This is a genomic window from Aeromonas sp. 602658 (genome assembly GCF_049173005.1).
Classification (GTDB): domain Bacteria; phylum Pseudomonadota; class Gammaproteobacteria; order Enterobacterales; family Aeromonadaceae; genus Aeromonas; species Aeromonas veronii_A.
Window position 1 is genome coordinate 1 of sequence record NZ_JAAKRF010000029.1, and the last position, 21082, is coordinate 21082.

A 21082-nucleotide genomic window follows, 5' to 3' on the forward strand; every position below is an offset into this window, starting at 1 on the left:
CAGATCACCGTGGGCAAAAAGAGCTGGCGGCTGCCACCTCTCTTTATGGTCGCCGCCACCCAGAACCCCATCGAGCAGGAGGGAACCTATCCCCTGCCGGAGGCGCAGCTCGACCGCTTTCTGCTCAAGTTGATGGTGGATTACCCGAGCCCCACCATGGAGCTCGCCATCTTGCAGCTCAACGCCAGCGGCGAACAGCTTGGCGCGGCACCAGTGACCCTGAGTCAGACCAGCTTGCAGCGTGCCCGCAGCGAAGTGCTGGCGGTAACCATGCAAAGCCGACTGGAGCACTATCTGGTGGAGCTGGTCTGCGCCACTCGCCCGGGCAGCGGCCTTTGCCCTGCCCTTGAGCCATTGATTGCCGTGGGGGCCAGCCCTCGGGCTACGCTGGGGCTGGCTCGCTCCGCCCGCGCCCGAGCCTGGCTTGCCGGACGAGATTATGTGCTACCGGAAGATATCCAGCTGCAAGCCTATCCGGTGATGCGCCACCGCCTTATTCCCAGCTATCAGGCACTGGCCGACAATCTGGATAACGATATCCTGATCGCTCAACTGCTGGATCAGGTGCCATGCCCCTAGAACCCGGTCTGCATCCCGATATCGCCCTGTCGCTGCCACGGCTGCTCAATATCCGGCTATGGGCCAAGGCCAGGAAGCCACCTCACGCAGGCAGAAGCAGCAGCGAACGCGGCAAACCGGGCCGCTCTCCCGGACTCACGTTTCGGGAGCTGCGCGCCTATCAGGCTGGTGACGAGGTACGCCATATCGACTGGCGAGTGACCGCACGCCTCGGTCGTCCCTATACCCGCCTCTATAGCGAGGAGCTGGATCAGGCGCACTGGCTGCTGCTCGATCTCTCTCCCGCCATGTATTTCGGCTCCACACTGCAGCTCAAGGCGCGACTGGGGTGCGAGCTGGCTGCAGCCCTGATCTGGCAAGGGGAGAAGCTGCACAACACCCTGATTTGCCACGGGCTTATCCCAAATCACCAGAGCCAGCGCGGCAGCGTGCTGCCCCTGCTCGAATCCCTCTGCCATCACTATCAGCAAGGGCTGGCCCGCCGGGCGCTTTCTCACTCACTGGGCGACACCTTGTCCGGCGTGAAGCTGCCTCACGGTGCCAAGCTGACGATCATCACCGATCACAGATCCTGCGAGTCGGCGCTCTGTCAGCAATTGCAACTGCTCTCCCGCCGCCACGATATTCACTATTGGCAGATCCGTGACCCCCTCGAGGCAGCCCTTCCCCCTGACGGCCAGCTGCCAGTGGCTATCGATCGGCCAGGGCAGCACTATCAGGGCTGGCTGGATGGGAGCCATGCCGGTTTCTCCCAGCGCTACCGGCATGCCGCCGAGCAGCAGCTGGCCCACGGCAAGCAGTTGCTGTTGCCATTGGTGCCGCGCCTCTATCTGCTCGATAACAGCCAGACGCTGCAACAGCAGTGGCAGGAGGGGCTATGTCATCAGGGATGATCTCGCCCGCCGAACTCGACAGCGCCAGTCCAGCCTCCGACGCCATCACTCCGCCGCTGGCCGCCCTGATGCGCGACATCCACCCGGGACCTGATCTGATTGAACAGAGTTTTGATCCCAGAGTGCAGGCGCTACTGTGGCTATTGATCACAGCGTTATTGCTGCTGCTGATCGTCTTGATTGCCCGGAGAGTGATACGTTACCGCCGCTGGTGTCATCAGCTGGAGGGAGATCCGGCGCTGCTGGTGGCACGCATACAGGAGGCCCTGCGTCATGAAGCACTGCAACGCTGGCCCGAGGCGCGCCGATTGCAGGGAGAGGCGTGGCTCGCCTTCGTCGATCGTCACGGCGGCAGCAATTTTAGCCAGTTTTCGTCTCACTGGAGCAGTTGGCTCTATGGCAGCCAGAACCCGACTCGCGAGCAGAGCGAACAACTGCGGCAACATTATCGCCGCTGGGGTCAGACCCTCTTCTTGCAACGCTCTCCCCGCTCGGGGCGTAAAACCGCACGGAGGCATTCATGATCCTGGCCTGGCCCTGGTTTGCGCTGGCGCTGGTACTGCCCTTGCTGGTGCGCTTCGGCTTGCCGCCCCTGCGCCGCGGCTATCTGGCTCACCCCGGGTTTGCGCTGCTGCGTCCTCAGGCCGGATTACCGCTCTGGCGCGCCATGCTGCTCTGGTGCGCCCTTATCCTCGCCCTCTGCCGCCCCCAGTGGTGGGGAGAACCGGTTATTCAATATGAAGGGAGTCGGGATCTGCTGCTGGCGGTGGATCTGTCAGACAGCATGCGCACCCCTGATATGCTCGATAACGGCGAGCAGCAAGCACGGCTAACGGCGGTGCGCCAGCAGATCAAGACGCTGATCGCCAAACGGGCCGGAGACAGGGTGGGCCTCATTGTCTTTGCCGATCACGCCTACCTGCTCTCTCCCCTCACTCAGGAGATCCCGGCGCTGTTGACCTTGAGCGACGAGCTCGATTTTGATCTTGTCGGCCGAACCACCGCCCTTGGCGAAGCCATCCAGCTGGCACGTCAGCATGGAGATCCGGGTCGCCCCACCGCCCTGCTGCTGGTCACTGATGGCCGCAATACCGCAGGCAATGCCGACCCGCTGCAGGAGGCAAAACTCGCCGCAGCGCAGGGAATACGGATCTACACGCTGGGGGTCGGGGCCGATCCCGATACCTTTATTCAACCCTACGATGAGGCGGGCAGCGGTCAGGCCGATCCCAGCAGCGAACTGGACGAGCCGCTCCTGAAAGAGCTGGCACAGACAGGCCAGGGGCGTTACTTTCGGGCACGCACCCAGAGCGATCTCGATGCCATCAACGTGACCATCAATGCCCTTGAACCTGCCCCCATGCCGATTGCCCAGTACCAGCCGGTGATCGAGCTATACCCCTGGCCGTTGGCACTGCTTTGTGGCTTGTTGCTTCTGCCGTCAGGGCACGGCAGGCTGGAGTTTCGCATGGTGCGTAGCTGGCTGACACGAGGCGCACGCAGATGGAGTTGATCTTGCTCCGCCCCCTGTGGCTGATCGCACTCATCCCCTGGCTCTGGCAAGGGTGGCGCCGTCGTCGCAAGCCCACGCTGCTCGCACCTGCGATGCAGGCTTATCTGCTGCCAGCATCCCACCCTCAACGCCCCTGGCTTTGGTTGGCGACACTGCCCGTCATTTTGGCTCTGAGCGGACCGGCACTGCGCGGCGAGCTGCAACAGCAGCCTGCAGCGCCGCTCGATATCTGGCTGCTGGACTTGTCACGCTCGATGACCGCCACCGACCTCAAACCGGATCGGGCGACCCGGGTCAGGTGGCAGTTGCAGCAACTGCTGAGCCGTGCTCAGGGCGAGCGCATCGCGCTGATCCTCTACGCAGGCGATGCCTACCTCGCCATGCCGCCCACCCGGGATCATCAAGCCCTTTCGCTGCTGCTGCCCGACTTGCGCCCCGATATCATGCCGCTGCAGGGCAGCAACCCGGCACGGGCGGTGGAACTTGCCATGAAGCAGCTGGCCCCTGGAGAACAAGCGCGTCTGCTGCTGATCACCGACGACCTCACCCGGAATCAGATGACCCAAATCGCCGCCCTGTGGCCCTGCCAGCAACGCCTTCTTTGCCGCGACACCCAGTCGGCACGCCTCGATATTCTGCTTGCCAGCAGTGGTCAACCGGCCCCCATGCCCGCCATTCCGGCCAATGAGTTGGGGTTTGCCGCCCGCATGCCCGCGCAGTTGCCCGCCCCCGATAGTCAGGCCATTGCCGCACTGGCCAATCGCCTCGGCGGTGAGCTGCAGTGGCTTGGCAGCAACACACCCCGCTTTGCTTCCCTCCCCACCACGACCTCGGCCCTCACCCCGGCACCACTGGATCTTGGCCCCTGGCTGCTGATCCCCTTGTTACCACTGGCCTTGCTGGCCAGAGTCGGCGCCCGGTTGATGATGGCGCTGATGGTGGGTGCTCAGCTGCTTGCGCCACAAGACCTGCAAGCAACAGAGAGGGGAGACCTGCAAGCGATGCAGGCTTATCAAGAGGGGGATTTTCAGCGGGCAGCCCGCACCTTCAACGATCCAGTCTGGCGCGGCAACGCCTGGTATCGAGCTGGTGCCTACCGGCAAGCCATCTCAGCCTATCAGGAAGCGGCGAGCGCCACTGCCCACTACAACCGCGGCAATGCCCTGCTGCAACTGGGGGAGTTTGCCGCAGCCAAAGAGGCCTATCTGGCCGCTCTGGCGCTTGAACCCGGCCATGAAGATGCGCTCTATAACCTCTCTCTGTTACAGAGCGCTGCGGCAGCCGCTCCCGATACCAGCAACAGTAAGCAGCCCGAACCATCGGCAGCTCAGCAGGCGACGGCAATGCCCTTGCCCTCCTCTCCCCCGGTGTTGCTACTGGAGCAGCGACTGCGTAAAGAGGCGCTGCGCCGGGATCTTATCAAGGTGGAGGAGCCCTGGTGACGCGGGCAGGATGGGGGTTGTTGCTCGCACTGGCGAGTCCACTTTGCTGGGCCTTACCCCCCCGGGCAGAGCTGCTACCGGGGGCTGACCCCAGCGATTGGCTGCTGATCATCGAAGCGGATGGCGAGCGCCAGAGCAGCGAACTGGAGATCACCCCCCTACTGCGCCAGTTTGCAGTGGGCAGAGTGACCATGAGCCGGGTCACCACCCCGGTACAACAACTGACTCGCTGGCAGATCCCGCTGCACCAGAGCGGTTCACCTGCAAATACCGAGGTGGTGATTGCCCCGCTCAAGCTGGGAAATGAGTTTACCCCCTCGCTCACCCTGCCATTGAGAGAGGCGAAAACTGCCTCGCTGCCGCAACCCGCAGCCCCCTCGCCCCTCGAGATGCAGGCCAGCCTTGAGCATCAGGGCCCGCTCTATCCCGGCCAGCCGGTGATCTACCGGCTGACACTGTGGCTGCCCACCAGTATGCAAAACCCGGCCCTGAGCGAGCTTAGCTCTGCCCACTTCACTATCCGTCGCCTCGGTAGCGACGAGTGGATCGCCCCCGCTCAGGCTGGTCTGCCCGGCAGGCTCACCCGCAGCTGGCTCGTTCAGGCAAAAGCGCCTGGGCTCTGGCACCTCGACTCGCCCCGCTTGCAGGGGCAGCTCACGCAGCAGGGGAGCAAGCCGCAAAAACTCTCGGCCCGCGCGGCACCGCTCGAGGTAAGGGTCGACAAGGCCCCCGCCACGCCGGTGGCCACCCGGCTGACCCTGAGTCAACGGTTTGAACCAGCCACCAAGGGGGAAGTGGGTGAACCGCTGATCCGGATCCTCACCCTGACCATGGAAAATGGTGACAGTGCCCAGATACAGCTTGCCCCCCTGATGGCCCATCAACTGCCAAGCGGCATACAGGCACATCCCGATGGCGAGCAACAGCAGGAGCGTTACCGAGATGGCAAGCTGCTGTTTGAGCGACAGTGGCGCCAGACTCTGGTCGCGGAGCAGAGCGGCGACTACCAGCTGCCCCCCATTGATCTGCCCTGGTTTAATACCCAAAGTGGCCGGATTGAGCAGGCCACCCTGCCTGCCATCACGCTGACGTTTCAGGCAACGACAAATCGGCAACCTGATCAGCAGACATCGCAGATGGCACTGCGAGAGAGCCTTTGGTGGGTCGTGCTGGCCGTGGCGCTGCGTACGCTATGGCGCCACTGGCCCCGCTGGCGCGCCTTCTATCAACTGCAACGTGCCCTTGCCCAACAACAGCCGGATGCCAGTCGCAAGGCGCTGATCAAGTGGGCGACCATGCGCTGGCAGGTCTCCTATTATCAATTAGGCCAGTTGCCTGACGCTGGGCATAATCGGCTCGGCAACGGGCTAGCCGCACTCGAGCGAGCCTGTTTTGCACGGCCCTCTTCTGGCCCGCCCATCGAGTGGCGCGCTCTGGCGCGTACCCTCAGGGCTGATGAAACGGCCGGTATTGCGTACCTGATTTACCTGCTGGCGCACGGGAGTTCCCGCTCCCGCCACCACGCCCCCTGACAAGGATTGCCCAATGGCACTGCTGTTTTTTAGAAAAAAACGTGCTCAGCAGCATATTGGTGGAAATGATCCGGCCACTTCGCCGGTCTCTGATCCCATGGCTGACAAACAAACCAAATTTGAAGCACTGGTTCATGCGCTGCATGGCGATCTCTACCGGTATGCCTACTGGCTGACCCGGGATCCCAACGTAGCGGAAGATCTGGTGCAAGAGACCTTCCTGCGTGCCTGGAAGGCTATCGACACCCTGCAGGATGACAAGGCGGCCAAAGGGTGGCTGATCACCATCCTCAGACGGGAAAACGCCCGCCGCTTTGAACGCAAACAGCTGGAGCTGGTTGATCTCGACGATCACCCTCAACCCCAGCACGATGCACTGCACAGCGAACAGGAGATGGAGAACGAGTGGTTGCACCGTCACATCGCCCGGTTGCCCGAGGAGTATCAGGAGCCACTGCTGCTGCAAGTCGTGGGAGGATTCAGTGGTGAGGAGATTGCCGAGATGCTCGGCCTCAACAAAAACACCGTCATGACCCGACTGTTTCGCGCCCGCAACCAGATCAAGGAGGCGATGGAGCAGAAGAACCAAGCAAGAGGACACGGACATGGATGAACTCGAATTTCGCCGCAACGCCATGATCCAGCCCAACGATCAACAACCGGACTTTCTCAAAACCGCTGAAGCAAGCCAGGCTAATCGGAACTACCTCGACGAGATGAAGCAGTTCGACAGAAGCCTCAAGCGTGCCATGCAGGTAGAGGTTCCCGCCGGACTGGCCGAGCGGATCCTGCTCAGGCAAGCCATGCTGCAAGACAGTGATGCGCCAGATGAGATGCCGCCATCCCGACCCCTTGGCACGGCGCCAGTCAAGCTCCGGACATCGACATCCTGGCGCCAGATCGCCTTGGCTGCCTCGGTCGCCTTCCTGCTGGGAATGAGCACCCGCTGGATCACGCTGCCAGAAACGGCTCCTGCGGCCCTCTCCCTCGCACAGGTAGCGATGGCTCATGTCTATGGCGAAGAACCCTTTATTGAAGGTGTCGATGAGCAGGTCAATCTGCATAGCATCAATGCCAAGATGGAGAAGTATGGCGCCACCTTAAGCGGGATGGATGGGCTTAAGGTGACCTATGTCAATCACTGCTCGTTTTATCAGGGACCGGCCTTGCACATGGTGATCCAGGGAAAGATGGGGCCAGTCACTCTCTTTTTAGTGCCCAAACATGTGCCATTAACCCTGCAACAGGACACCTTTGATGATGGCACCCTCAAAGGGGAGATAGTCCAGCTCAAAGGCGCCAATATGGTACTGATTGGCGAGATGAAAGAGCCACTTGCCCCTGTTGCCAACGCCCTGCAGTCACGTCTGCAGTGGGACATTTAACATCGCTGGTTAACAACCTCAGAGCCATCCTCAATAGCAGGCGGCGGTCACGAGACGCTGCCTGTTCCCTCCCTGTTTACTCCCCTTTGTCACTCATTTGCCTCAAGATTTCGAAAAATTGACAAAATTATTTTTGTGACGGAGATCGGCAATCCAGGTCAATATTCCGCCTTTAGACCCTGAAAATGATGAATTAAACAGCAAGTTAAAACAAATGATTAACACATCGATCACTTTTATGTATTCTGCTGTCACTGGTCTGATTTCTTACCTCCTACCAGATCCATAGAATCACGCCAGAATTGATTGGGAAGAAGCTGAAATAAAAACGGATTTTGTCGAGGTTTGCATTGAACGTGCAGCCAATATCGGCAAAAAAATCTGCCTACAAGAGAGAACACCATGACGACAACTATTTTCAAGAAGAGCCTGATTGCCGCCACCATCGCGCTGGCCACCGGTCAAGTCCATGCCGCGGCATTCCAGTTGAACGAGCACTCGGCCTCCGGTCTGGGTCGCGCCTATGCCGGTGAAGCGGCTATCGCCGACAACGCCTCCGTGCTGGCCCGTAACCCGGCTGCCATGACCACCTTCGACAAGATGGCGGTTTCTGTCTCCGGCACCTACATCAAGCCGGATGTCGATGTGAATGGCAGCGTTGCTACGCCTCTGGGTACAGTTCCTGCCAGCGAATCAGGTATTGCTCCGTCAGCATTCGTTCCTGCCGCTTATTTTATTCAGCCGCTGAATGACCAGTGGGCTTGGGGTATCGGCCTCTTCTCAAATTACGGGCTATCTACCGAGTACTCCAAAACCTTCCCGGCTGGTGCCGGTGCCGGTGATACTGAACTGATGACTCTCAATATCAACCCGAACATCGCCTATCGCATCAATGAGCACTTCAGTGTGGGTGCCGGTATCAACGCCGTTTACGGTGCTGCCGAACTCAACCGCTATGCTGGTCTGCTGGGTCCGCTGAACCCACCGAGCCAGGGTGGCCCGCTGGCAACAGATACTCGCTTGGCTCACCTGAAAGGCGATACCTGGGGCTTTGGCTGGAACGTTGGCACTCTGTACGAAGTCAATGAGAACCATCGCTTTGCTCTGACCTACCGTTCACAGGTCGATATGAGCTTTGATGGTGACTTCCAGGGGCTCACTTCAGGGAACCGCACTGTTGATGGCAATCTGAAACTGGATCTCCCTGCTCAGGCCGAGTTTGCCGGTTATCACCGTTTGAATCAGCAATTCGCCGTTCACTACTCTGTCAACTGGACTGACTGGAGTGCCTTCCAGGAGCTGAAAGCAACCAGCGGCCAATGCGCTGGCGGCGTATGTCTGCAAAAGGATGAGAAGTTTAAAGACTCTACTCGTTACTCAATCGGCGGTACCTGGTATATCAACCCGGCTTGGGAAGCGCGTATTGGCTTTGCTTATGACAACAGCCCAATCGAGCCCGAATACCGCAGCCTGAGCATCCCGGATTCTGACCGTGTCTGGTATAGCGCTGGCGCGACCTACCATATCAATACTGATATGAGCATTGACTTTGGTATGGCCTATCTGGACGGTAAAGAGGTTGATGTCAACGAAGGTCTGCGTAACCACTCAGACCCTCTGCGTTGGAAAGGCTCCTCCCACGGCAATGCCTTCCTGGCCTCTGCCCAGTTCAATATGAAGTTCTGATTAGAACGCCACCGAAAAGAGCGCCGACAGGCGCTCTTTTTTTATCCGAAAAAACAGTTTCAGCGCACAGCTGTAGCACACACGTGTTTATTTTTCTTTTTCAATCAAGCTATTAGACTACATCATCCCAGCATTAAATCTTGTTTTCTCCGGATAACCACCATGAGCGTTGCCTTACTGGTCATACCATATAAAATCCTGCCTCCATCCATATGACCTATTGAAACCTCGGGTAACAGCAAGGATTTTCCCATGCATTCCATCATCAAACCGTCCGCCATCGCCCTGCTGGTGATCGCGGGTCAAACCCATGCCGCCGGGTTCCAGCTGGCTGAACAATCCGCCACGGGCCTGGGACGCGCTTTTGCCGGTGAAGCCGCCATTGCAGATAACGCCAGCGTACTCTCCCGCAATGCCGCAGCCATGACCCGTTTCGATCAGATGGCGCTCTCTGGCGGAGTCATCTATGTCAGCCCTGACGTCAATATCGAAGGCCACACACGTTTGCCGACGCAAGCCGGCATCGTCACCTCCGATGCGAGTGCACACGATATCGCGGCCTCGGCCTGGGTGCCCAACGCCTATCTCATCATCCCGCTGAATGAGCAGTGGCGCCTCGGCTTCTCGGCCACCTCTTACTATGGTCTTGGCATCAAGATGCCGGATAACTACAGTGCCGGCCACTTTGGCAATGTTTCCGATATCAAGACCATGGATCTGGGAACCTCTCTTGCCTATCGCATCAATGAGATGTGGTCAATTGGCGCAGGGATCTCTGCTATTCAGGGCGAGGGCGAAGTCGGTGGCACCTTCCCCTCTCGCAATCTGATAGCAAAACATCTGCAAGGGGATGGCTGGGCATGGGGCTGGAATGTCGGCACCTTGCTGGAGTTGTCGGAGCAAACCCGGATTGGGCTCTCATACCGCCACGATGTCAATTTGACACTCTCGGGTGATGCCATTCTTGGCCTGCCCAACGGCAAGGAGCTAAAAGACACAGGTTCTCTGGATCTTCCGCTACCCGCAACGGCAGAGCTTGCTGCATTTCACCAGCTGACCGAAAAACTGGCGATCCATGGCAGCCTGAACTGGACCAACTGGAGCAAATTTGTCCAGCTGGAAGCCGATCTGGATACACTGCCCAACATGCATATCAAGGATGAACACTGGGAAGATAGCTGGCGCTATGCGATCGGGATGACCTATCAACTGACTCCCCAGTGGCAGCTGCGCTCGGGAGTTGCTTACGATGCGAGCCCGGTACCAGCGGATCGCCGTACTATCTCCATTCCTGATGCCGACCGGATCTGGTATAGCCTGGGGATGGGTTATCAGTTCACCCCCAACCTGACCATGGATCTGGGGTTAACCCTGATCGATGGCAAGAAGGTTGATGTTACTGAAAAAATGGAGTTGCAACCGGGCAACCCGCAGAGCACCTCCACCTTCCAGGGCACCTCCGAGGGAGATGCCTGGCTGGCTGGCGCCCAAATGAGTTATCTCTTCTAAGTTCCCTCCCTGCAGAAAAACACTATGCCAATTATTGCCTTACCGAACAGGGTCAAAACTGGCATAGTGTTCTGCAACACCATAAAATCAACCCAGTACCCATACTGGAGCAAGGCATGTATTCCTACGTAGCCAGACAGCCGATCCTCGACAGAGACCTCAATACCCATGCCTATGAGCTGCTCTTTCGCGATAGCCTGAATAATGTCTTCCCGAGCATCTCCTCACAACAAGCCACCTCCCGGTTGGTGGTCGAGCAGTTTCTGCAACAGAATATCGATCAGCTGTTGGGTGGCCGCCCCTGCTTTATCAATTTTCCCCACTCACTGTTACTGGAAGGACTGGCCGAGTGCCTGCCACCCGAAAAGGTGGTGATCGAAATTCTGGAGGATGCCCCTCCGGATGATGCCCTGCTGGAAAAGGTGAAGCAGTTGCACAAACTGGGCTATCAGCTGGCACTCGATGACTTCACCATGTCGCCGGATTGGGAGCGCTTCCTCCCGTTTATCCACATCATCAAGTTTGATCTGCGTGACACGCCCCTGTTGCAGATCAGGGTGTTCATCAAGCGCCATCAGGCGCTGGGACTCACCTATCTGGCAGAAAAAGTTGAGGACAAGGCTGAGTTCGAACGAGCCAAAAAGCTGGGGATCCAGCTGTTTCAGGGCTTTTTCTTCAGCCGCCCCGAGATGGTCAAACAAGCCACTATGGAGCCCGCCCAGGTCGTGGTCATGCAGTTGCTCAATGTGGTCAACGAGACAGAACCCGATATCAACAAGATCGAGCAACTGCTCAGCCAGGATATCTCTCTGTCACTCAAGTTGCTGCGCTATGTCAATCATCTCAAAGGCCATGCCAACCCCATCTCCTCGTTTCGCCAGGCTGCGATATACTTGGGCAATACCCAGCTAAAGCGTTTTGTTTCACTGGTGGCTGCGACCAGTGCAGGCAAGGGGAAAAGTGCCGAGCTCTACCAGATGTCGATGATCCGTGCCCGTTTCTGCGAGTTGCTGGCGCATACCCATGCGCCGACCCTGCAGGCTCAGCAAGCGTTTATCACCGGTCTCTTTTCGCTACTGGATGTGCTTATGGAGCAGCCGATGGACAAGCTGCTGGGGACTATCCCCCTGATCGAGGATATCCGGCTGGCGCTGCTCGAGCGCAAAGGCACTCTCGGTTTCTATCTCGCATTTTGTGAAGACTACGAGAATGCCAACTGGCCCAAAGTCACGGCCCGAACAGCCCGCCTGGGGTTGAATGAAGATAAGGTAAGCCACCTTTATCTCGCGGCAACGACCTGGGTGAACGAGCAACTGCAAGCGATGGATACCGGCGATTAAGGGATCTCTACCGCAATAGCGGTCGCCTCTCCGCCACCGATACAAAGAGACGCAATGCCTCGTCTCCCTCTCCGCAACCTCAATGCCGAGATCAGCGTCACCAGAATACGTGCTCCACTCGCGCCAAGCGGGTGACCCAATGCGCAGGCGCCACCATGAACATTCACCTTGTGATGGGGGATCCCGCACCCGCTCATGGCCAGCATGGTGACCATGGCAAAGGCTTCGTTGACTTCGAACAGGTCAACCTCATCCACTGACCAGTCGAGACGAGCCAGCAGTCTGGATATTGCGCCAACGGGAGCGGAAGTGAACTCGGCCGGCAATGCCGCATGGCTCTGATAACCGACGATCCGCGCCAGTACAGGTACCTGCCAAGCTTGCGCAGTGGCACCATCCATCAATATCAGCGCCGCCGCGCCGTCCGAGATGGAGCTCGAATTGGCCGCCGTAATGGTGCCATCTTTACCAAATGCAGGCTTCAGGGTCGGGATCTTCTCCGGCCTCCCTTTGCCCGGTTGTTCGTCTTCGGCCAGCAACAAGCGATCACCGCGATAGACACTTGCCAGCTCGGATGCAAACGCGCCGTCTTGCTGCGCAGCGCGGGCACGCTGCAACGACGCAAGGGCAAACTCATCCATGGCACTGCGGGTCAAACTGGCATGATCAGCGCTGCGCTGGGCGTGTATTCCCATCAACTGGCCATCATAGGCATCCTGCAATCCGTCGAGGAAAAGGTGATCAAACAGCTGTTGATGGCCCATCCGAAAACCATTGCGGGCATTATCCAGCAGATAGGGGGCCCTGCTCATGCTCTCCATCCCCCCAGCCACCACAACCTTGTTATCGCCCAGACGAAGGGAATCTGCCGCCAGCATCACCGCCTTCATGCCGGAGCCACACACCTTGTTGACCGTGGTAGCAGGCACACTCTCTGGCAATCCCGCTTTTAACATCGCCTGCCTTGCCGGCGCTTGTCCCACACCTGCCGAGAGCACATTGCCCATAAACACTTCATCGATCTGCTCGGGAACAAGCCCGCCCTGTGCCAACGCAGCGGCAATGGCACAGGCCCCCAGCTCCGGGGCCGCCACCTCTGCCAGTGCCCCTTGAAACGCCCCCATTGGCGTACGTTTTGCCGCCACAATTGCAATATCCATTTGCCCGCCTCTTTTAGTTACATGGTCATAACATAGGTTTTCTATGCCATGGGAACAAGAGTTGCAGTGCAGTTTACGTTTAGGTAAGGTGCCAGCAGGATTTAGCTCGCCAAGAAGTTTATATGAACAAAAACAAGGATGAAGCCCGGAGCTACAGCATCAGTGAACTGGCTCGGGAATTTGATATTACGACGCGTAGCATCCGTTTCTATGAGGATCAAGGGTTACTCAATCCCGCCAGAGAAGGGCAGACCCGCATCTACAGCAAGCAGGATCGGGTTCGTCTCAAGTTGACCCTGCGTGGTAAGCGGCTCGGTTTCAGTCTGGCCGAGATCCGGGAGTTGTTTGATCTTTATGATGCCGACAAGAGCAGCCGCACCCAGCTGCAAACCATGCTCGGGCTGGTTACCGAAAAGCGGGAGACGCTGCAGCAGCAGATGGAAGATATCAGGATGGTGCTGCTGGAGCTGGATGCCGCGGAGCGGCGCTGTCAACAGGCATTGCAGCAACTGGGTCGTTAAAGAAGGGGGCCGTGAGATCCCCTTCTCATGCTTCAGATAACAAAAAGCCACTCCTGAGAGTGGCTTTTCTGCTACCTGACGGTTCGTGATTAAACGCGAACGAAGTCCAGGTGAACCAGCTTGTAACGTACCGGGTGACGCTGGATAGCTTTCACTTTCACGTTAACTTCTTCGCCGTTGATAACCAGAGTCAGTACGGACTCATAGAATTCCGGCTTTTCTTGGGCCAGGATGAATTTCTTGTGGTCAACAGTGATGGACTGGGCTTCTTTGCCTGCACCGTAAACGATGGCAGGAACTTGGTCAGCTTGACGCAGGCGGCGGCTCGCACCTTTCCCCAGGTCAGAACGGACTTCAGCTTGGAATACGAAAGACATAGTATGTATCTCTTTTAAAGGAATGTATGGTGCAAACTGCGACCGGTCAGCACCTCGCAAAACGAGCGCGAATACTACCATGGGCCAATAGCGGATACAAGGCTCATCCCGCGCTTTAATGCCCCTGCTCAAGACGAGCAAATTGCTGTTGCCGCTGGGCCGGACTCAACGCATCAAACTGCGCAAGCGTCTCGGCGCGAGGACAGTAGAGCCCCTCCCCGGTTTTGACCCGGATACTGTTACCGAGGCCCGCCCTGTTTTCTGCGGCCAAGGCCAGCAGATAGCTGTAAGTATCTGCCCCCACCCTGCTGGATAGCTGATTGGCGATGCGCCACAGCGTCTCACCCGCCGCGACCCGATGGCACACTGAGCGCCCCTCGCCAACCGCCGGCGCAGAGAGTGTCAGTGTGGTGCTATCAGATGACACGCTGGCCGCCAGCAGACCATCACTGCGACTCCCCCTCTCGCCAACTGCGGCACCAAGCAACGCCAGCAATGGCTCTGCTTCGTAGCGGGGGGCGACCGCCAACTGAACCGGCATGGCACGAGGAACGTTGAACTCGGCGATAAAGGGCGCTATGGGTTGCGATGGCTCAAAAGGTGAAACACTGCCATGCTGCACGGTTGCAGCGACCTGGCCGGGGGCGACCCCGTAAGCCATCTCGTCGATGCGCCGCAGTCTTGCCAGATAGGTTTTGGAGAGCTGCGCCTCCCCCTCGAACAGATCGAAAGGGGGGACCAGCCGAGCGGGAAAGAGGATCTGCCAGCGACCATGCTTCTGCTTTTGGGCCAGCGGCGGAAACTGATTGCCACGCCAGGCCACAAACATCGCTGGTGGCGTGCGCGCCAGCGGGTAATATTCCGGGTTCAACTGCACCCAGGTTTGTTCCGCAATGGGTTGATAACCGCTGATCACCACCTGCGCCACACTCAACCAGACCCCCAGCATCCTTGCCTCCCTGACTTGCGGTTTGAAGGGGCTACCTGACCGGCAACCCCTTCTTATCACGCGCTATCATGCTGTTAAAACAGTTAGATAGCAGCTTAGCACTGAGCGATGGCGTTAAGCACCCGTTTATCGGAGACCGGATAAGGGGTCCCCAGATTCTGGGCAAAGAACGACACCCGCAGCTCCTCGATCATCCAGCGGATATTGGCCACCTCGGAGGGAACAAGCTGGGATTTGGGGATCTTGGCCAGCAGCGCCTTGTACTCCGACTCCACACTGTGCACCTTGAGCATGTAGACCCGATCCCGGTTGGGATCGATGGCAAGCTTCTCCAGGCGACGCTCGATGGCCCGCAGGTAACGCAGCAAATCAGGCAACCGCTGCCAGCCGGTCTCGGTGACAAAGCCCTTGTGGATAAGGTTGCCGAGCTGCTGCTGGATATCCGACATGGCAAAGGCGGTATCGAGCTGCATCTTGCCCTTGAGCCGCTTCTTGATCTCATGGGACAGCGTCAGCACGGCTTCCACCTGCTTGGCCACCTCCACCACCGAATCGTTGAGCTCGGCGCGAACATACTCCTTGAGCGCCTCGAAACCGGCCTCATCCCAGGCCAACCCGCCATGCTGCTCGATCAGCTTGTCACATCCGCAGGCGATGCAGTCGTCAATCAGTTCCGCCACCTTGCCAAACGGGTTGAAATAGAGCCCGAGCTTGGCCTTGTTGGGCAGCTTCTCCTGCAGATACTTGATGGGAGATGGCACGTTGAGCAGCACCAGCCGGCGCTGACCGGCCCACATCAGCTGCTGCTGCACCACCGGGCTCTCCACCAGCTGGATGGCGACCGAATCCTTCTCGTCCACCAACGCCGGATAGGCTTTCACTTCGAAGCCGCCCCGCTTCTGGCTGTACTCCTGGGGCAACTCGCCAAAGCTCCACAGGGTGAGGCCGGACTGCTCGATGTCATCATCCGCCACTTGCGACAGGGTCTCCTGCACCTTGCCACGCAGCGACTCTTTCAAGGCTTCCAGATCTTTCCCTTCAGCCACCTTCTTGTGCTTGTCGTCCACCACCCGGAAGGTGAGTTTCAGGTGATCGGGCACCGCAGCCCAGTCCCAGGATTCGCGAGGTACGGTGACGCCGGTCATGCGGCGCAGTTGACGCTCCATCTCGTCCAAGAGCGGCCCCTGCTCGGGGTTGATGCTGGCAAGCAGCGCATCGGCATAGTTCGGCGCCGGCACAAAGTTCTTGCGCATCGGCTTGGGCATCGACTTGATGAGGGCCACCAACAGCTCATGGCGCAGCCCGGGGATCAGCCACTCGAACCCCTTCACCTCCACCTGATTCAGGAGCGGCAGCGGAATATGCAGGGTCACGCCATCGGCGGCCTCCCCCGGCTCGAACTGATAGGTCAGCTTGAGCTTGAGGCGCCCCTGTTGCCAGAAGTTGGGGTAGTCGAGATCGCTGATGTGGGCCGCATCCCCCTTCATCAGCATCTCTTTTTCGAAGTTGAGCAGCTCGGGGTCCTGCTTTTGCGCCTCTTTCCACCACTTGTCGAAGTGGCGAGCGGAGATCACCTCCTCCGGCAAACGGGCATCGTAGAAGCGGAACAAGTCCTCGTCATCCACCAGGATGTCGCGCCGACGGGATTTGTGCTCCAGCGCCTCCACCTCGGCCAAGAGCTTGCGGTTATCGCTGAAGAAACGGTGACGGGTCTCGAAATCTCCCTCCACCAGCGCGCGGCGGATAAACAGCTCACGACACAGCGCCGGATCGATGCGGCTGAAGTTGATGGTGCGCTCATTGGCCAGAGTCAGACCATAGAGGGTCACCTTCTCCTTGGCCATCACGGCGCCATTTTTCTTCGACCAGTGGGGGTCGCTGTGGTGCAACTTGATGAGATGGCCCGCCAGCGGCTCCACCCACTCGGGCTCAATCTTGGCGTTGATACGGGCGTAGAGGCGCGAGGTTTCCACCAATTCTGCGGCCATCACCCACTTGGGCGGCTTCTTGAACAGACCCGAGGCCGGGAAGAGGTGGAAACGGCCATTGCGAGCACCGAGGAACTCGGGCTTTTCCAAATCCTTGTTGCCGATATGACTCAAGAGGCCGGTCAACAGCGCGCAATGCACCGTCTTGAAATCTGCCGGTTCATGGTTGGCTTTAAAACCAAGCTCTTTCACCGTCTGACGCAGCTGGAAATGGATATCCTGCCATTCGCGCACCCGCAGGTAGGAGAGAAACTCCTTCTGGCACATGCGGCGGAACGGATTGCTGCCAAGGGTATCCTGCTGCTCTTTCAGGTAATTCCACAGATTGACGAAGGCGAGGAAGTCGGAATCCTTGTCTTCAAAGCGTCTGTGCTGCTCGTCGGCGGCCTGCTTCTTCTCCATGGGCCGCTCGCGGGGATCCTGAATGCTGAGGGCCGCGGTGATCACCATCACCTCGCTCAGGCAGCCAGTTTGCGCCGCGCTGATCACCATCTTCGCCAAACGCGGATCAAGGGGGATGCGCGAGAGCTGGCGACCGGTCTCGGTCAGCTGCAACTTGGCTTCGCGCTCGCCGGTGGCGGGCAGCTCGCGCACCGCCTCCAGCTCTTTCAAGAGAGTCAGGCCATCCTTGATATGGCGGGACTCTGGTGGCTCGACGAAGGGAAACGCCTCCATGTTGCCAAGGCCGAGCGCCAGCATCTGCAGGATGACGGAGGCCAGGTTGGTGCGCAGGATCTCGGGGTCGGTAAAGGCGGGACGGCTGTTAAAATCCTCCTCCGAGTAGAGGCGGATACAGATACCATCTGCCACCCGGCCGCAGCGCCCTTTACGCTGGTTGGCACTGGCCTGGGAGACCGGCTCTATGGGCAGGCGCTGCACCTTGGTGCGCCAGGAGTAGCGGCTGATGCGGGCGGTGCCCGGATCGATGACGTAGCGAATGCCCGGCACCGTCAGCGAGGTCTCCGCCACGTTGGTGGCGAGCACGATGCGCCGTCCGGCATGTTGCTGGAACACCTTGTTCTGCTCGGCGTTGGAGAGGCGGGCGTAGAGCGGCAGCACCTCGGTATCGCGCAGGTTGAGTTTGCGCAGGGCATCGGCGGTATCGCGGATCTCCCGCTCGCCGTTCATGAAGATAAGGATGTCCCCGAGCCCCTCGCGTGCCAGCTCTTCCACTGCATCGAAGATCCCCTGCAGTTCGTCGCGCTCCTCCAGCCCTTCACTTTTATCACTGGTGAGCGGGCGGTAGCGCACCTCTACCGGATAGGTGCGGCCAGAGACCTCTATCACCGGCGCCTTGTTGAAATGGCGGGAGAAGCGTTGCGGGTCGATAGTGGCCGAGGTGATGATCACCTTGAGATCCGGGCGCTTGGGCAGCAGTTGCTTGAGATAGCCCAGGATGAAGTCGATATTGAGGCTGCGCTCGTGGGCCTCATCGATGATGATGGTGTCGTACTGGGTGAGCATCCGGTCGTTCTGGATCTCGGCCAGCAGGATACCATCGGTCATCAGCTTGATATGGGTCTGCTCGCTAACCTGATCGGTAAAGCGCACCTTGTAACCCACGTAGTGACCGAGTTCGGACTCCATCTCCTCGGCAATACGGGCCGCCACAGTGCGGGCCGCCAGACGACGCGGCTGGGTGTGGCCGATGAAGCCCTTCACCCCGCGCCCCAGCGCCAGACAGATCTTGGGGATCTGGGTGGTTTTGCCCGAGCCGGTTTCGCCGGCGATGATCACCACTTGATGCTCTTCAATGGCTTTGGCGATCTCCGCCTGCTTCTGACTGACCGGCAAGTTGTCCGGATAGGTGACCTTGGGTACACCCGCCAAACGGGACTGGTAACGCGCCTGCGCCGCATCCAGATCGGCGGCAATGGTCTCGAGTACCGCAGCCTGTTTGCCCTCGGGCAACTTCTTGGCACCGTGCAGACGGCTGGAGAGACGGCGGGCGTCGAGGTTCATGCAGGCAGAGAGACGGCGGCGCAGCGCCTCGATAGAGAGAGACAAGGTACGAATTCCTTAAAAGAGTGCCCGACAAGGGGGCCATATCGATAGCTGGGGGAGATCCTAAAGAGCACAGACAGCAGGTGCAAGCCTTAACATGAGACACTGGAGAGGCAAATTAGCCTCCATACCAGGCTACGGATGGGTGAACGCACCATCTCCCAAAACAATGAAGCAGGCCATTGGCCTGCTTCTGTTGCATGTTGCATCCGGTCAGCCCTTAGCCGTGATTGTGTACAAAACAGGTGGTGAGCTGGGCATGGATAGCCTGCATCACATTATGGCGATTGATTACCCCGAGCAGCCTGCCCTCCTCCACCACCGGATAGATCTTGGGTTTCTGTCCCATCATCATCTCCGCCAGGGTGAGGATGCTGGTATCTGGCTCAACAGTCAGTACCTCCTTGCGCATCACATCCTTGACCTGAGCGACCTGCTCACAGTGATAAGCTTCCTTGAGCATCACTGCAATGCAATCCTGCTCGGAGATCCAGCCGATCAAGTGTCCCTGCCCATCCACCACTGGCCCTCCCAACTGATGACTGTTCAAAAATTTCTCGACCGCAGCCTGCACCATCATGTCTGCAGTGAAGGTTATAGGTCTGCTCTGCATATAATCCCTGGCTTTTAGCGATTCCATATCAATTCCCCTATCCATAGTCCAATCAGGCTGGCGTCTTGCGCGTCAGTACCGGCACCACGCACGGCTTGCTCCAAGCATAGCTGGCTCACTGCTGGATGGGTCAGCCTCTCCTCCCCCATCAACCGATTGCATATCTGTTTTCATTGGCCGGCATGGCCGCAGCCATCATCTGTGGCAGATGATCCGCTAACGTCGCCACCACGACAGGATCTACCCGACCCTGAGCCGCCAGTTGTTGCATAAAGGCCAGAGCATCACGAGCAGGCAGCCCACGTCGATAAGGTCTGTCCTGCACCATGGCCTGGAAAATATCGGCTACCCGCAGGATGCGCGCTTCGAGCGCCATCGCCGATGCCGGCAGATGGAACGGATAGCCCTCCCCGTCAGGCTCCTCATGGTGATAGGCAGCCCAGCAGGCAATCTCCTCAAACCCTTCGATATGACGCAGGATCTGGTAGGTTTCGAAACTGTGGGTATTGATGATTGCCCGCTCCTCCGGCGTCAAGCCGGCAGGTTTGTCCAATATTTCATCAGGAACCCTCAACTTGCCGAGATCATGCAACAGCCCTGCAATTTCGAGCATGTCACAATGGACACTACTAACCCCCAGCCGCTCAGCCAGGGCACGCGAAAGACGGCTAACTCCGAGGGAGTGTGTCATAGTGAATGGACTTTTGGCATCAACGATACCCGAGAAGATCCTGGCCAACGCTTTTAGCTCACCATTATCGGTGATGCAGGACTCCCGCTGCCTCAGCATCTCGTGCATGTAATCATTGATGGCTCGCACCTCCAGTTGCAACCAGAACGCCTCCGAGCGGGAGGCTTGGAGAAAACCATCCAACAGATCGGTGGCAAAAAACTCGTCACGGCAATCCTGCAGGCGTGCACGGATCTCGTGTGTATGCATTAACAATGAGCCATCACCATAGAATGGGGCAGCCAGCGCATCGCAACGATCCACCAGAAAGATAAGGTTGGCCTGACGAGCAACCCGGGGGTCCACATCGGCCATCTCGCGCAAGAGATGCCAGTGGGTATGATGATAACGGATAGGCAGTGCCAACGGGGCCAGCAAGCGGAAATCCTTGAGCAGCTGATATCCTACCTCGCAGTGACGCTGGGAGGACTCCCAATCGAACTCACTAACCAGATGGTGATGGGTGATGGTCGAGGAGACACCAATATCGTGCAGCACGCCGAGCTCAAACAACAAACAACATTCAGCTGTATCCAGCCCCAATACCCGACCACACTCGGCCGCCATGATCCCGACCCGTTTACCATGGGCCACATCGCCAATTCCTACCAGATCCAGTGACGCAGACAAGGCATAAACGACCTGTCTGAGATCCACCTGAAGCGAGCACGAACCGGCTTCCTGCGCTCTGTTCATGATCCCTGTCCCATGCTTTTTTGTGATTATGCAAGGGTGTCGTTTTACTCCTTGCTACTGATAAATCTAGTCATTAATCCCATGGTTTACCTCATCACGGTTTTGCAAAAAGCAGTGCAAAGAGGCTTATAGAGCCCTTGTATCCCTACTACCGCTCAACCGGGC

18 protein-coding genes are annotated in these 21082 nt (G+C 58.5%); 12 read left to right on the forward strand and 6 right to left on the reverse strand.

Features of this window, described 5'->3' with window-relative positions:
* The 11 genes from G5253_RS16245 to G5253_RS16295 form a co-directional block, all read left to right on the forward strand.
* Positions 1–579: AAA family ATPase (locus tag G5253_RS16245; RefSeq protein WP_421203739.1), on the forward strand; the 579-nt coding region annotated here is incomplete at its 5' end.
* Entirely contained in the window at positions 570–1472 is a 903-nt protein-coding gene (locus tag G5253_RS16250; protein ID WP_266135042.1) for a DUF58 domain-containing protein, read from the forward strand. The genes G5253_RS16245 and G5253_RS16250, both read left to right, overlap by 10 nt.
* Entirely contained in the window at positions 1457–1996 is a 540-nt protein-coding gene (locus G5253_RS16255) for a DUF4381 domain-containing protein (RefSeq protein WP_266135043.1), read from the forward strand. Before G5253_RS16250 ends, G5253_RS16255 begins: the two co-directional genes overlap by 16 nt.
* Entirely contained in the window at positions 1993–2985 is a 993-nt protein-coding gene (locus G5253_RS16260) for a VWA domain-containing protein (RefSeq protein ID WP_204479202.1), read from the forward strand. The genes G5253_RS16255 and G5253_RS16260 overlap by 4 nt, the downstream gene beginning before the upstream one ends.
* Complete coding sequence (locus G5253_RS16265) at positions 2976–4427, forward strand: VWA domain-containing protein (protein WP_266135044.1); 1452 nt, start codon at positions 2976–2978, stop codon at positions 4425–4427. The genes G5253_RS16260 and G5253_RS16265 overlap by 10 nt, the downstream gene beginning before the upstream one ends.
* Positions 4428–4447: 20 nt before the next feature.
* Positions 4448–5959, forward strand: a complete 1512-nt coding sequence (locus G5253_RS16270; RefSeq protein WP_323137693.1) for a hypothetical protein — start codon at positions 4448–4450, stop codon at positions 5957–5959.
* Between the two features lie 13 nt (positions 5960–5972).
* A complete protein-coding gene (locus tag G5253_RS16275) occupies positions 5973–6572 on the forward strand; it encodes a sigma-70 family RNA polymerase sigma factor (RefSeq protein WP_005333245.1) in 600 nt (199 codons plus the stop codon).
* A complete protein-coding gene (locus G5253_RS16280; RefSeq protein ID WP_266135046.1) occupies positions 6565–7344 on the forward strand; it encodes a DUF3379 domain-containing protein in 780 nt (259 codons plus the stop codon). Before G5253_RS16275 ends, G5253_RS16280 begins: the two co-directional genes overlap by 8 nt.
* A gap of 402 nt (positions 7345–7746) precedes the next feature.
* Positions 7747–9030, forward strand: coding sequence for an outer membrane protein transport protein (locus G5253_RS16285; RefSeq protein ID WP_227342806.1), 1284 nt, complete (start codon positions 7747–7749; stop codon positions 9028–9030).
* Between the two features lie 252 nt (positions 9031–9282).
* Entirely contained in the window at positions 9283–10539 is a 1257-nt protein-coding gene (locus tag G5253_RS16290; RefSeq protein ID WP_266135047.1) for an OmpP1/FadL family transporter, read from the forward strand.
* 116 nt (positions 10540–10655) lie between these two features.
* Positions 10656–11879, forward strand: a complete 1224-nt coding sequence (locus G5253_RS16295; RefSeq protein ID WP_216953530.1) for an EAL and HDOD domain-containing protein — start codon at positions 10656–10658, stop codon at positions 11877–11879.
* On the opposite strand, the gene G5253_RS16300 is transcribed toward G5253_RS16295, so the two are convergent.
* Complete coding sequence (locus G5253_RS16300; protein WP_266135048.1) at positions 11876–13039, reverse strand: thiolase family protein; 1164 nt, start codon at positions 13037–13039, stop codon at positions 11876–11878. The two genes, G5253_RS16295 and G5253_RS16300, sit on opposite strands and share 4 nt — an antisense overlap.
* 122 nt (positions 13040–13161) lie before the next feature.
* Between G5253_RS16300 and G5253_RS16305 the strand changes: the two genes are divergently transcribed.
* Complete coding sequence (locus G5253_RS16305; RefSeq protein WP_216953528.1) at positions 13162–13560, forward strand: MerR family transcriptional regulator; 399 nt, start codon at positions 13162–13164, stop codon at positions 13558–13560.
* Between the two features lie 89 nt (positions 13561–13649).
* On the opposite strand, the gene rplY is transcribed toward G5253_RS16305, so the two are convergent.
* From rplY to G5253_RS16330, 5 genes are all read right to left on the reverse strand, one after another.
* On the reverse strand, positions 13650–13937 hold the full coding sequence (rplY, locus tag G5253_RS16310) for a 50S ribosomal protein L25 (RefSeq protein WP_005345280.1): 288 nt from the start codon (positions 13935–13937) through the stop codon (positions 13650–13652).
* A 115-nt stretch (positions 13938–14052) separates the two neighbouring features.
* The gene (locus G5253_RS16315; protein ID WP_266135049.1) at positions 14053–14886 is read right to left on the reverse strand and encodes a hypothetical protein; all 834 of its coding nucleotides are present in this window, start codon (positions 14884–14886) and stop codon (positions 14053–14055) included.
* Positions 14887–14981: 95 nt separating this feature from the next.
* Positions 14982–18881, reverse strand: coding sequence for an ATP-dependent RNA helicase HrpA (gene hrpA / locus G5253_RS16320; protein WP_266135050.1), 3900 nt, complete (start codon positions 18879–18881; stop codon positions 14982–14984).
* A 217-nt stretch (positions 18882–19098) separates the two neighbouring features.
* A complete protein-coding gene (locus G5253_RS16325) occupies positions 19099–19518 on the reverse strand; it encodes a CBS domain-containing protein (RefSeq protein WP_227342797.1) in 420 nt (139 codons plus the stop codon).
* Positions 19519–19639: 121 nt separating this feature from the next.
* Positions 19640–20917 carry an HD domain-containing phosphohydrolase gene (locus tag G5253_RS16330; protein WP_266135051.1) on the reverse strand — a complete coding sequence of 426 codons (1278 nt, stop codon included), beginning with the start codon at positions 20915–20917 and terminating at the stop codon, positions 19640–19642.
* Positions 20918–21082: the final 165 nt, after the last annotated feature.